10 protein-coding genes are annotated in these 12,852 nt (G+C 58.3%); all 10 read right to left on the bottom strand.

Features of this window, described 5'->3' with window-relative positions; genetic code table 11:
* Positions 1–705 (bottom strand): translation initiation factor IF-2 N-terminal domain-containing protein (locus tag PHU01S_RS12230; RefSeq protein WP_174806363.1); only part of this gene is annotated, 705 nt, incomplete at its 3' end.
* Complete coding sequence (locus PHU01S_RS12235) at positions 698–1,024, bottom strand: YlxQ family RNA-binding protein (protein WP_021879640.1); 327 nt, start codon at positions 1,022–1,024, stop codon at positions 698–700. The genes PHU01S_RS12235 and PHU01S_RS12230, both read right to left, overlap by 8 nt.
* Positions 1,014–1,331, bottom strand: coding sequence for an RNase P modulator RnpM (gene rnpM / locus PHU01S_RS12240; RefSeq protein WP_021879641.1), 318 nt, complete (start codon positions 1,329–1,331; stop codon positions 1,014–1,016). The genes PHU01S_RS12235 and rnpM overlap by 11 nt, the downstream gene beginning before the upstream one ends.
* A 65-nt stretch (positions 1,332–1,396) precedes the next feature.
* Positions 1,397–2,494, bottom strand: a complete 1,098-nt coding sequence (gene nusA, locus PHU01S_RS12245) for a transcription termination factor NusA (protein WP_048747551.1) — start codon at positions 2,492–2,494, stop codon at positions 1,397–1,399.
* 27 nt (positions 2,495–2,521) lie between these two features.
* Positions 2,522–2,983 (bottom strand): ribosome maturation factor RimP, encoded by a 462-nt coding sequence (rimP, locus tag PHU01S_RS12250; protein WP_048747549.1) that lies wholly within the window; start codon positions 2,981–2,983, stop codon positions 2,522–2,524.
* Positions 2,984–3,169: 186 nt separating this feature from the next.
* Complete coding sequence (locus PHU01S_RS12255; RefSeq protein WP_127507815.1) at positions 3,170–7,471, bottom strand: PolC-type DNA polymerase III; 4,302 nt, start codon at positions 7,469–7,471, stop codon at positions 3,170–3,172.
* A 364-nt stretch (positions 7,472–7,835) separates the two neighbouring features.
* Positions 7,836–9,284 carry a proline--tRNA ligase gene (gene proS, locus PHU01S_RS12260; RefSeq protein WP_021879646.1) on the bottom strand — a complete coding sequence of 483 codons (1,449 nt, stop codon included), beginning with the start codon at positions 9,282–9,284 and terminating at the stop codon, positions 7,836–7,838.
* A 12-nt stretch (positions 9,285–9,296) separates the two neighbouring features.
* Entirely contained in the window at positions 9,297–10,571 is a 1,275-nt protein-coding gene (rseP, locus tag PHU01S_RS12265; protein WP_127507817.1) for an RIP metalloprotease RseP, read from the bottom strand.
* Positions 10,572–10,873: 302 nt separating this feature from the next.
* Positions 10,874–12,016 (bottom strand): 1-deoxy-D-xylulose-5-phosphate reductoisomerase, encoded by a 1,143-nt coding sequence (locus PHU01S_RS12270; protein ID WP_021879648.1) that lies wholly within the window; start codon positions 12,014–12,016, stop codon positions 10,874–10,876.
* Positions 12,017–12,053: 37 nt separating this feature from the next.
* A complete protein-coding gene (locus PHU01S_RS12275) occupies positions 12,054–12,848 on the bottom strand; it encodes a phosphatidate cytidylyltransferase (protein ID WP_021879649.1) in 795 nt (264 codons plus the stop codon).
* Positions 12,849–12,852: the final 4 nt, after the last annotated feature.

The following is a 12,852-nucleotide window of genomic DNA, read 5'->3' on the forward strand; positions in this document are numbered from 1 at the left end:
CTGCGGCCTGCTGCCGCCGTAACCGCCGCCTTGACCCGGAGGCCGTCCTTGGCCGCCGCCTTGTCCTTGCGGACGTCCTTGGCCGCCTTGGCCCGGAGGCCGTCCCTGGCCGCCGCCCTGTCCTTGCGGACGTCCTTGGCCGCCTTGGCCCGAAGGCCGCCCTTGGCCGCCGCCCTGTCCTTGCGGACGTCCTTGGCCGCCTTGACCTGGAGGCCGCCCTTGGCCGCCGCCCTGTCCTTGCGGACGTCCTTGGCCCGGTCCGCGTCCTTGGCCGCCGCCTTGTCCTTGAGATGCCGGACGCTGCTGAGTTCCAGCGGACGAACCGCTGCCTTGTGTATTCGAAGTCGTATTCATAGTCACCTGTCGTTCCTGCTGATTTTGGTTTGTAGACTGCTCTTGACGTTGAATAGTATGCACTCCTTGTTGCTCCGGCCGCTTGTCGGCGGGGCGCTTGGAAGGGGCCGAGGCGGATACCTGCGGGTTGCCCTGCGCGCGCTTCGCTGCGGCGTTCGCTTTGATGTCGCGGAAGAAACCTTCCACTTTGTTGACCATGTCGTTTTCCATCACGCTCATGTGGTTGTTGACCGGCGTGTCCAGACGCTTAAGAATCGTTATGATTTCCTTGCTGCTCATGTTGAGGGACTTCGCGTATTCATATACGCGCAGCTTCTCTTTGGTGTCTTTGCCATCCTGTGGTTTAGTCAATATACTCCACCTCCGTATTCTGGCTCAGTTGCCCCCGAATCATGTTCGCGAACCCGGAATCGGTTATGGCCACGATGACCCGCTCTTCCTTGCCGAGAGCCTGCCCGAGGCTGTCCCGGGTGAATGCTTCGGCCAACGGCACGCCGTAGGACGAGCATTTATCGCGATATTTCTTCTTCGTATTATCGGAAGCGTCGGCAGCGACTAGCACAAGCCGGGCTTTGCCTTGGCGTACGGCTTTGAGAACCGTCTCGTCGCCGGTTATGACTTTGCCGGCACGCATCGCCATGCCCAGATTGGAAAGAGCTTTATTCGTCATCCTCATCCGCCTCCTGCTCTTTGGCGGCAAGAAACTGTTCTTCGACGGAGATGAATTCCCGCTCGAGCTGATCGTAGATCTCCGGAGGAACCGCCTGCTTGAGCGCGCGGTCGAGCGCGCGGCTCTTCTTGGCGAGGCGGAAGCATTCCGCTGTCCCCCGCAAGTAGGCGCCTCTTCCGGATTTTTTGCCCGTCAGGTCGATGACGATATTTCCTTCCGGAGTCCGGACGACCCGGATGAGCTCCTTCTTGGGCAGCATTTCCTGGCTTGCCACGCATTTGCGCATCGGTATCTTTCTAGGTTTCAAGCGTAGTCCCCCCTTGCGGCAGACAGCCGTGCTTCAAGCGAATCCAGACGTCGATCGGCTGGAACTCAGTCGATCGTTATGGAGTCCTGGTGCATCGCGGCGCCCTGTGTCCGTTCACGGCCGTATTCCTGCTCCGCCTGCGTCTCGCTCTTGATATCGATCTTCCAGCCGGTCAGCTTGGCGGCAAGGCGGGCGTTCTGGCCCTTGATGCCGATCGCCAGCGACAGCTGGTAATCCGGCACGATGACCCGAGCCATTTTCTCCTGCTCGAAGACGATGACTTCCAGCACCTTGGAAGGGCTGAGAGCATTCGCTACGTATTCCTCGACGCTGTCGGACCAGCGGACAATATCGATCTTCTCGCCCTTCAGCTCCGTCACGATCGTCTGCACGCGCATGCCCTTCTGGCCTACGCAGGAGCCGACGGGATCCACTTCCGCGTTGCGGGAATGGACGGCGATCTTGGAGCGGAAACCCGCTTCCCTCGCTACCGAACGGATCTCGACGACGCCGTCGTAGATTTCCGGAACCTCAAGCTCGAACAGCCGCTTCAGCAGCCCGGGATGGGTGCGGGAGAGGATGATCTGCGGCCCTTTGGTCGTATTCTCCACCTTGGTGATAAACGACTTCACGCGGTCGCCATGCCTGAATTTGTCCGTCGGCATCAGCTCGGTCAGCGGCAGCACCGCTTCGACTTTGCCGAGATCGATGAACAAATGGCGGGTATCCTGGCGCTGGACGATGCCGTTGACGATATCCTCTTCCTTGTCGATGTACGCATTATAAATGAGGCCGCGCTCCGCTTCGCGGATCCGCTGCGTAACGACCTGCTTGGCCGTCTGGGCGGCGATCCGTCCAAAGTCGCGAGGCGTGACTTCGATTTCGGCGACATCGTCGAGCTGGTAATGAGGATTGATCTCCCGTGATGCCTCTACCGATATCTCGAGGCGCGGATCAAGCACTTCCTCCACCACGTTCTTGCGCGCGTACACCTTGATGACGCCGGTATGGCGGTTGATGTCCACACGCACGTTCTGAGCGGTGTTGAAGTTGCGCTTGTAGCTGGAGATGAGAGCGGCCTCGATCGCTTCAAGGAGAATATCCTTGGCGATCCCCTTCTCTCTCTCTATCTCGTTTAAGGCTTCAATAAAATCCATGCTCATTGGAACCACGGATCCCCCTTTCAATGATTAGAAAACGATAGCCAGCCTGGCGCTGGCCACCTTCGCATATGGAATGGCATGACTCTTGCGCCCGGTGCTGACGACGACGGTCTCCCCGTCGAACGAGACCAGCGGTCCTTCGAACTCCTTGAGTCCGTCGATCGGCTCGTACGTCGTGACGAATACCTGCTTGCCGACCGCCTTGCTTACATCTTCCGGCTTCTTCAGCGGGCGCTCGGCGCCCGGCGACGAAACTTCCAGAAAGTAAGCGTCCGACACCGGATCGTTCTGATCCAGCTGCTCGCTCAGAAACTCGCTGATGCGTCCGCATTCGTCGATGTCAATACCGCCTTCTTTATCAACAAATACGCGAAGGAACCAGTTGCTGCCTTCCTTCACGTATTCGATGTCCACAAGCTCGAATCCGTTGTCGCTGAGAAATGGGCCGACCATCTCTTCCACGACGGCTTTGATTCTGGATGTGCTCAAATCCAATTGACCTCCCGATCAGTCCGAAAAAGTAGTGGACAAAACGTGAAGAGTGGGTTTCCCCACTCTTCAGAAGTACCTCTATCCTCATGATTACCAAAAAAATTATATCATAACCCGTGTACACTGACAAGATTTGTTTTCCCTAGCAGACTTTCCATAGACGGCTGCAAACCCTTGCGGGGCTTAGAAAAGCGAGAGCTGGTTGGACTCCGGCAGACCGCGGAAGCAGCCCATTCCGGTCAACACTTCGATAATCGTCTTGGTCGCCTTCGACCGCTGCTGGAAATCCTCGATCGAGAGAAACTCGCTGCCGTCCCTCGATGCTCCGATGTTGCGCGCCGCGTTTTCGCCGATGCCGGCGATCGCCGCGAACGGGGGAATCAGGCTGTCCCCTTCGATCGTCCACTTCGTCGCATCCGAGCGGTACAGATCGATCGGCTTGAACGAGAAGCCTCGTGCAGTCATCTCCAGAGCCATTTCCAGCATGGAGACGGAAGCCTTCTCCTTCGGAGTCGCCGCGAAGCCCTTCTGCTCGATTTCCACCAGCCTTTTCAGAATCGGCTCGTAGCCTTGGCACAGCAGCTCCAGATCGAAGTCTTCCGCCCGGACCGTAAAGTAGGTGGCATAGAATTCGATCGGATGATAGAGCTTGAAAAAGGCCGTGCGCACAGCGGAAATGACATAGGCCGCGGCATGCGCTTTCGGGAACATGTACTCGATGCGGAGGCAGGAATCGATATACCACTGCGGCACCTTGCAGCGCTTCATTTCCTCGATCCATTCCGGCGTCAGCCCTCTGCCTTTCCGGACGCTCTCGGTGATCTTGAAGGCAAGGCCCGCATCCATGCCCGCCTTGTAGATCAGATAGAGCATGATCTCGTCGCGGCAGCCGATGACGGTCTTGATCGAGCAGGTTCCGTTCTTGATCAGCTCCTGGGCATTGCCCAGCCATACCCCCGTGCCGTGCGACAAGCCGGAAATCTGAAGCAGATCGGCAAATGAAGTCGGCTGCGTCTCTTCGAGCATCTGCCGGACGAACTTGGTTCCCATCTCCGGAACGCCATAGGTGGCGACGCTGGAGCGGATCTTCTCCGGAGCTACTCCAAGCGCCGTCGTGGAGTTGAACATGCTCATCACCTTGGGATCGTTCATCGGAATCGTCGTGGGATCGACGCCCGTCAAATCCTGAAGCATCCGCATCATCGTCGGATCGTCATGGCCGAGAATATCAAGCTTGAGCAGGTTCATTTCGAAGGCGTGATAATCGAAATGGGTCGTTTTCCATTCGGCTCCCGTATCGTCGGCAGGATACTGGACCGGCGTGATGTCCTCGACGTCGATGTAGTCCGGGACGACGACAATGCCGCCCGGATGCTGGCCGGTGCTCCGCTTGACGCCGGTGCAGCCCGACGCCAGCCGGCTGAGCTCCGCTCCGCGCCATTTCCGGCCTTTTTCCTCTTCATATTTCTTCGCGAAGCCGTATGCCGTCTTTTCGGCCACCGTTCCGATCGTCCCGGCGCGGAACACGCATTTCTCGCCGAAGATCTCCTTCGTAAAATTATGCGCGATCGGCTGGTACTCGCCGGAGAAGTTGAGATCGATATCGGGAACCTTGTCGCCCTTGAAGCCGAGGAACGTCTCGAACGGAATGTCCTGGCCTTCGCCTTTCATTTTGTTGCCGCAATGCGGGCAGTCCTTGTCCGCCAGGTTGAAGCCGGAGGATACGCTGCCGTCCAGAATCCATTCGCTGTGCCGGCAGTCTGCATTCAGGCACAGATAATGCGGAGGAAGCGGGTTGACCTCGGATATGCCGAGGAACGTCGCGACGACGGAAGAGCCTACCGAGCCCCGCGATCCGACCAGATAGCCGTCTGCATTGGACTTCTTCACGAGACGCTCGGAGATGAGATAGTTGGCCGAGAAGCCGAACTTGATGATCGGCACGAGCTCCTTCTCCAGACGGTCGATGACGACCTGCGGCAGCTCTTCTCCGTACATGCTGCGGGCAGTGGAGTAACAGGTATCCCTGATCTCCTCGTCCGCCCCTTCCATGATCGGCGTGAACAGCTTGTCCGGAAACATCTCGAACGGCTCGAACCTTCCTGCCAGCTCCACCGTGTTCGTAACGACGACCTGATAGGCGAGCTCTTCGCCGAGGAAGCGGAATTCCTGCAGCATCTCGTCGGTCGTCCGCAGATGGGCATCGGGCAGACGCTGGCTCTTCAGCGGGCTGAAGCCCGTAATGCCCATGATCGTGATGTCGCGGTACATTTTGTCGCGGGGGTTCAAATAATGAACGTTGCCCGTGGCAATGACGGGTTTGCCGAGCTTCTCGCCGATCCGGCAAACCTTGCGCATCGCGTCCTCGATCTCGGCACGGCTGCCGACAAGCCCTTTGTCCACCAGATGCATGTAGAAGTCGACGGGCTGAATTTCCAGCACATCGTAGAAGTCGGCGACGTCCTCCGCCTCCTCCACCGTCTTGTTCAGGACGGCTTCGAAAAACTCGCCCTTCTCGCAGCCGGAAATGATGAGCAGCCCGTCCCTCATGTCCTTGAGCTTGCTCTTCGGAATGCAGGCGACACGCTTGAAATGCTCGGTATGCGAAAGCGAAATGAGCTTGAACAGATTTTTTTTGCCCGCCGCATTGAGAGCGTAGATCATGCAGTGGAACGGACGGCTGTTGGACAGGTCCATGCCTACATAATCGTTGAGCTGATGGAGTCCGGTCACGCTGCGCTGGGCGGCGTCCCCGATCAGGCCGTACAGCACGCCGGCCAGCGCAACGGAGTCGTCCACCGCGCGGTGATGGCTCTCGAGTCCGACCTTGTATTTGTCGGCCAGCGTGTTGAGCCGATGGTTCTTCATGGCCGGATGCAGGAAGCGGGCCAGCTCCAGCGTGTCGAGAACCGGGTTTTTCAGCTCCGGAATGCCGATCATCTTGCATGACGCTTGAATGAAGCCCATATCGAAACGCGCGTTATGGGCGACAAGCACGCAGTCCCCGACGAAATCAACGAATTCGCGAAGCTTGGGCTCCAGCTCGGGCGCTCCCCGCACCATATCGTCCGTAATGTTGGTCAGCTGCTCGATATGGTATGGAATGCGCTCATGTGGATTGATGAAGGTGGCGAAGCGGCCGATCTCCTGCCCATTTTTGTATTTGACCCCGGCAAGCTCGATGATCTTGCAGTTGGTGATGGAGAGGCCGGTGGTCTCGATGTCGAAAACGACATATTCAGCATCCTTCAGCGATTCCTGACGCGGATTCAATACCATCGGAACGGCGTCGTTCACGACGTTGGCCTCTACGCCGAACAGCACCTTGATGCCGTTTTTCTTTCCGTGCTTGAACGCTTCGGGATAACATTGCACGTTGCCGTGATCGGTGACCGCAATCGCTTCATGTCCCCATTTCGCCGCCGTCTTGATGTACGTATCCACCGAGGTGACGGCGTCCATCGTACTCATCGTCGTGTGGAGATGGAACTCGACCCGCTTCACTTCGGCGGTATCGGTGCGGTCCTTGGGCGCAACGACCTCATGCAGATCGTTAGGCATCATGACGAGCTCGGGCTCCTGCATGAAGCGGTCATACTCCACGCGGCCCCTGGCCTTGATCCATTTGCCGTTCGACAGCTTGGAGAGCACCTTCACGTCTTCCTTGGTCTTCGCGAACATCTTCATCGCGATGGAATCGGTAAAGTCCGTCACGTTGAACGTGAACAGGGTGCTGCCGTTGCGAAGCTCCTTGACCTCAAGGCCAAATACCGTGCCCTGTACGGCAATTTTCTTCTCTTCCTCCACGATGTTCATCATCGGCACGGCTTCCTCGCGGATATCGTAGCCGACAGCCAGACGGACTTCGCCTTCCTCCGGCTCCGGCACCTCGCTCGCCACGCTTGTCATGATCTGCATGACCGCGTCGTTGTTCTCCTGCACGACGCGCTGGGCGAATTCTTCATACAGCTCGCGGGCCGCTTCTCCTGCCGTCAGCTTCACGCGCAGCGTGCGAGAGAAGCGCTCTTCATAGAAGCGGACGATCGCCTCGTCCAGCTTCTTGCGCTTTGCCAGCTCCAGCCCTGCCTTGTCCATGAGCTGCAGCAGCAGCACGCCGTTCTCGGCCGAAGCAAGTCCTTTGGCGAGCCAGCCGTTGACCGAAGCCATTTCCTGCTGCGCCCATTCCACGAACAGAGGCCAATACTCCAAGCCTAGGCTGTCGCTTGGAATATGGTCCTCATACGTGAAGCAGAACGATACTTCGGCGATATGCCGGAACTTCTCCCGGACCGTCTTGCAAAAAATACTATAGTAATCGCGCTGGACGAGCGAGCTCACGCGGATGCAGAACGTCCACTCGCGGTTGCTTTCGCTTACCAGCACCTTCTCGATGATCGCGTCCTGGAAATGGGTTCCGATCAGCTCCGGCGGAAGCTCGGCCTGCTTCGTCAGCAGCTCGAAGCGTTGTCTTTTGTCGGCGCTCATGTAGTCCCTCCTGGAAATGCAGCTTTGAACCGTCAATGGAATCTATTATACCGTCGAATAAAGGGGAAGAACATAGAAACATGGCGATTGCCCAGAAGAACGTGAGAACCGCCTCCCGGCGGATAGCCCTTCCGATCGCTGTTGATGCCGGATTTCTTGAATGAATATGTACTCTAGTAGAAATCCGGCATCAAAGGCGAACACTTCGTTTCTGCAGGGCTATTCCGCTCGCTAGGCTCCAACGTTCTTTAAGCAGCCTAGTTTCTCAGAGATGAGAAAAATAGAAAGACAAGAAAGAGAGAAAAAAACAAAGCCCCATGCCGGGGCTTTGTTGAATGCTGCGGAAAACGAGGCCTCAAAAAGATTAGTAGGCTCTGGCGAAGACGACCGTATGCTCGGCCTTCTCGCCGCAGACGAGGCAAGTCGCCTTGCGCTCGGCCGGCTCGAACGGAATGTTCCGGCTCGTCGCGCTGGTCTCTTCCTTGACCTGCTTCTCGCAGGCGGCCGAACCGCACCAGCCTGCCGTGACGAAGCCGCGCTTCTGGTCGAGCAGCGCCTTCATTTCATCCAGCGTGTCGACCGCATGCGTGTTCTCTTCGCGGAAGCTTTTCGCCTTCTCGAACATGTCGCGGTGGATTTCCTCCAGCATGGACTGGATTTCGTCCGTCAGATCGCTCTGGTTCACGACGCGCTTCTCGCCGCTCACGCGGGAGACGAGCACGCAGACGCCGTTCTCCATGTCGCGAGGTCCAAGCTCGAGACGAATCGGCACGCCGCGCATTTCGTACTCGTTGAATTTCCAGCCCGGGCTCATGTCGGAGCGGTCGTCCACTCTTACGCGGACACCGGCTTTCTTGAGCTCGCCGTACAGCTCGTCCACTCTCGCAATGACGGCATCGCGCGTTTTGGGAGGACCGATGGGGATCATGATGACCTGGGTCGGGGCTACCTTCGGCGGCAGCACGAGCCCGCGGTCGTCGCCATGCACCATGATCAGCGATCCGATCAGGCGGGTGCTGACGCCCCACGAAGTCGTATGCGCGAACTGCAGCTGGTTGTCGCGGTCCAGAAACTTGATGTCAAAGGCGACGGCAAACTTGTTGCCGAGGTAGTGGGAAGTGCCTGCCTGCACGGCACGGCCGTCCTTCATCATCGCTTCGATGGAATACGTGTCGACCGCGCCGGCGAATCGCTCGCTTGGCGTCTTCTCGCCGCTGATGACCGGAATCGCGAGGTAGTCCTCGACGAACGAACGGTACGTTTCCAGCATGCGCATCGTCTCCTCGCGCGCTTCACCCTCGTTCTCATGCGCCGTATGCCCTTCCTGCCAGAGGAATTCACTCGTGCGGAGGAACGGCAGCGTGCGCTTCTCCCAGCGGACAACGTTCGCCCACTGGTTGATGAGCACCGGCAGATCGCGGTAGGAATGGATCCACTTGCTGTACATATGTCCGATCATCGTCTCCGAGGTCGGGCGGATCGCCAGCCTCTCCTCGAGAATCTCGCCTCCGGCTTCGGTAACCCAAGGAAGCTCCGGATTGAAGCCCTCGACATGCTCCTTTTCCTTCTGGAAGAAGCTCTCGGGAATGAACAGCGGGAAGTAGGCGTTGCGGTGTCCGGTCTCCTTGAAGCGGCGATCCAGCTCATCCTTGATATGCTCCCAGATCTCATAACCGTCGGGGCGGAATACGATGCATCCGCGCACAGGCGAGTAGTCCATCAGCTCCGCTTTTTTGATGACGTCTATATACCAACGGGAAAAGTCTTCCCCCTGAGGTGTGATTTCCGATACGAATTGCTTATCCTTCGACATAAAGGCTCCCCTCTACCCTCGTACTAAACGTAAAATATCGTTGTAAGTCACGGCAAGCATGAGCAGCATGAGCATCATGAAGCCGATGACATGGACCATGCTCTCCCTCGCGGGATCGACCGGACGTCCCCGCAGTCCCTCCAGCCCGATGAAGACGAGCCGGCTGCCGTCCAGCGCCGGAATCGGAAGCAGGTTGAAGATGCCGAGATAGAGACTGAGCACGGCCGCCCAATTCGTCAGCGACGGAAGGCCTTGCCGGGCGATCTGTCCGGTAACCTCAGCCGTCCGTACAGGACCTCCAAGATCGTCGAGCTTGAAGTTGCCCGTGATGAGCTGGCCGAAGCTTTTGAAAATCTGCACCGTCACTTCCTTCATCGTGACGGCCGATTGCGTGACCGTCTCTCCAAGCGTCGCGGAACGCATCGGATATCCGGCCGTGATTCCGACCTTGCCGGCCTTGCTCTCCTTGTCGGGCACCGGGGTCAGCGTGAGCGAGAGAGGCTCTCCGCTGCGGATGATGTTCAACTCAAGAGGCTTGTTGGCCGACTTGCCGATGATCTCGATCATCTTGGCATAATCGGTTCCGACGTCGATGCCTCCCACCGTATCGATGACATCGCCCTTCTGCAAGCCCGCCTTCTCGGCCGGCATGCCTGTCACGACGCTGTTGATCAGCAGATGCTTGGGATTGTCTTGCACGACGCCTGCCATCTGGATGTAGACAGCGAACAGGACAAACGCCAGGATGAAGTTCATGAAAGGACCGGCTGCGATGGCCAGAGCCCTCTGTCCGACCGTCTTGCTGCCGAACTGCCGGTCGATGGGGGCAATCTGGGTTTCCCTGCTCTTCGCGATCATAAGCGCCTGCGGATGGACGTCGTAACGTTCCGCTTCGCCTTCCACATGCAGCTGAATGAACAATTTGCGCTCAAGGTCGATCTGTTCCACTTCGCCTCGGATGACTCCGCTGCGCTCATCCAGCCGATCGAGATATATCCGCGTCACGCGTCCATCCTTCACACGGACCGCGACGGTCTGCCCGGGCTGGACTTCCGAGATTTCGGGATCTTCGCCTGCCATGCGGACGAATCCGCCGGCGGGGACTAGACGGAGCGTATAACGGGTTTCCCCGCGCTTGATGGAAAACAGCTTGGGTCCGAATCCGATCGCGAACTCACGGACCAGAATGCCTGCGCGCTTGGCAAAAAAATAATGTCCCCATTCGTGGATGGTGACAATGACGAAAAACACGAGAACGGTCATGAAAATGACCTGAATTGTACCCATAGTTGTCAGTGCCTCCAGTCGGTTAACGGCCTGTACCTAGATTATCATTATTCTCCCGGCAGACACAAGAGAACCGCCCTCGCCGCCAAACCACCGCCCTCCCGATTCGGACCTACTCAGCCGACCGAAAAAACAGCTCCCGGAGACCTCGTCAGCGACGAAAAAACAGCTCCGGCGGAAAATGCCGGGCTGAAGCTTCTGCAAGAAGACCCCGAACCGGACAGATGAGGCCTGTCTCCCCAGCGGTACAGTTCTGATGCGGCCGCGGGAGAAAAAATGAATATGGGAGCAATGGAGGGATTCTAAACCGCTGAAGACGCTTCGCGCCGAGCCCAGGCATCGGCCTCGGCGATCTCTTCCAACCCAGGGAAAGCAATGACGCCATGCCTTGCAAGGACGTTCTCGAGAATGCTCTCGATATGGAGGAATTCGATCTCGCCTTTCAGGAAACGGTCGACCGCCACCTCGTTGGCCGCATTGAACACCGTCGTTGCCGTGCCGCCCGCTCGTCCGCAGTCAAACGCCATGCGCAGGCAGCGGAAGCGGTCGTAGTCCATCTCCCGAAAGGTGAGGCTGCCGGCCTGCACCAGATCCAGCCTCTTCGACGGGCTCGGCAGACGCGCCGGATAGGAGAGGGCATACTGGATCGGCACCCTCATGTCCGGCATGCCAAGCTGCGCGATCATGCTATGATCCTTGAACTCGACATACGAGTGGATGATGCTCTCCGGATGGATCAGCACGGAAATGTCGTCGTAGGACAGGTCGAACAGCCAGCGGGCTTCGATGACTTCAAGGCCTTTGTTGACCATCGTAGCGGAATCGATCGTAATCTTGGCGCCCATCGACCAGTTGGGATGGTTCAGAGCTTCCGCCACCGTCACTCCGCCGAGCTGCTCCCGCGTACGGTCCCGGAACGAGCCGCCGGATGCGGTCAGCGTGATGCCGAGAACATCCTCCCGCCGCTCTCCGTTCAAGCATTGGAACAAGGCCGAATGCTCGCTGTCGACGGGAAGGATGCTCACTCCGCGCCGCTTTGCGGCATCCATGACCAAATGCCCGGCCGTAACGAGCGTTTCCTTGTTGGCCAGCGCGATCGTACGTCCCGCTTCAATGGCCGCAAGCGTCGCCGGGAGGCCGCGGCTTCCCATAATGGCCGTCACGACGATATCGGAGCTGCCTCCGCCCGCCATTTCAACCAAGCCCTCTTCGCCAAACAGCACCTCTACGCTTGGAGGCAGAGCTTCCCTGGCGTAGCGCACTCCTTCCTCCGTGGCGAGACAGACCCGCTTGGGCTTGAATTTAAATGCCTGCTCGACGAGCAGCCGGGCATTGGAACCGGCCGCAAGGCCCTCCAGCTCGTATTCATCCGGATGGGTTTCAATCACATCGAGCGTCTGGGTGCCGATCGAGCCGGTCGATCCGAGAAGCGTCACTTTTTTCACCGAACCATCTCTTTCTACTTATGTAATGGCGCCGCTGTCAGACGGGAACGAGGCCCGTAAGCACAAGAAGCGGGAACACGATAATCCAGCTGTCGCAGCGGTCGAGCACCCCGCCGTGGCCCGGCAGCAGGCGCCCGCTGTCCTTCACGCCGCGAAGACGCTTGTATGCCGACTGGATCAGGTCTCCGAACTGCCCGGCCACTGCCGCCACCAGGCCGATCGAGACCGCATGGCCGAGTCCGATCCATTCCGGAGCGGCGAAGTGGAACACCGCTGCGACGGCGATGGAGGCCAGTACGCCGCCAAGCGACCCTTCGATCGTTTTGTTGGGGCTGATTGCCGGCCACAGCTTCGTCCTTCCGATCGCTTTGCCGATGAAGTAGGCTCCGATATCGGAAGCCCATATGCAGCCGAAACAGAGGAAGGACAAGAAAAGGCCGTGTTCATGGAACGCCCGGACTTGAAGCATGGAACCGAAACCATAACCGACATAGAGAGCTCCGAGCAGCAGCAAGGCGGCTCCGTCAAGCGTCGTCTCGTTCTTGCTCACGACGGTCACCGCGAGCAGCAGGAACATCAGAATCCATACGGCATACCCGTCCATCGGCATGTCGAGTCCCATCTTCTCCCAAGGAAGCAGAAAAAAAAGCATCCCGGCATAGCCGACCAGCCCGGCCGGGTGCAGGGGACGAAATCCGTTCAAGCGAACATATTCGTAAAAGCCGATGAGGGCAAGAAGCAGCAGCAGCACGTTATAACTTTGGCCCCCAACGACCAGCAGAAGCAGGAACAAGGCTCCCGCCAAAGCTCCGGTAACGATGCGTTGTTTCATGGGT

The sequence above is a fragment of the Paenibacillus humicus NBRC 102415 genome (genome assembly GCF_004000905.1).
Classification (GTDB): Bacteria; Bacillota; Bacilli; order Paenibacillales; family Paenibacillaceae; genus Paenibacillus_O; species Paenibacillus_O humicus.

Bases quoted from the DNA above. Each gene is read 5' to 3' on its own strand.
- nusA (WP_048747551.1), bottom strand. From the start codon at position 2,494: ATGAGCATGGATTTTATTGAAGCCTTAAACGAGATAGAGAGAGAGAAG.
- PHU01S_RS12275 (WP_021879649.1), bottom strand. From the start codon at position 12,848: ATGAAACAACGCATCGTTACCGGAGCTTTGGCGGGAGCCTTGTTCCTG.
- proS (WP_021879646.1), bottom strand. From the start codon at position 9,284: ATGTCGAAGGATAAGCAATTCGTATCGGAAATCACACCTCAGGGGGAA.
- rseP (WP_127507817.1), bottom strand. From the start codon at position 10,571: ATGGGTACAATTCAGGTCATTTTCATGACCGTTCTCGTGTTTTTCGTC.
- PHU01S_RS12235 (WP_021879640.1), bottom strand. From the start codon at position 1,024: ATGACGAATAAAGCTCTTTCCAATCTGGGCATGGCGATGCGTGCCGGC.
- PHU01S_RS12255 (WP_127507815.1), bottom strand. From the start codon at position 7,471: ATGAGCGCCGACAAAAGACAACGCTTCGAGCTGCTGACGAAGCAGGCC.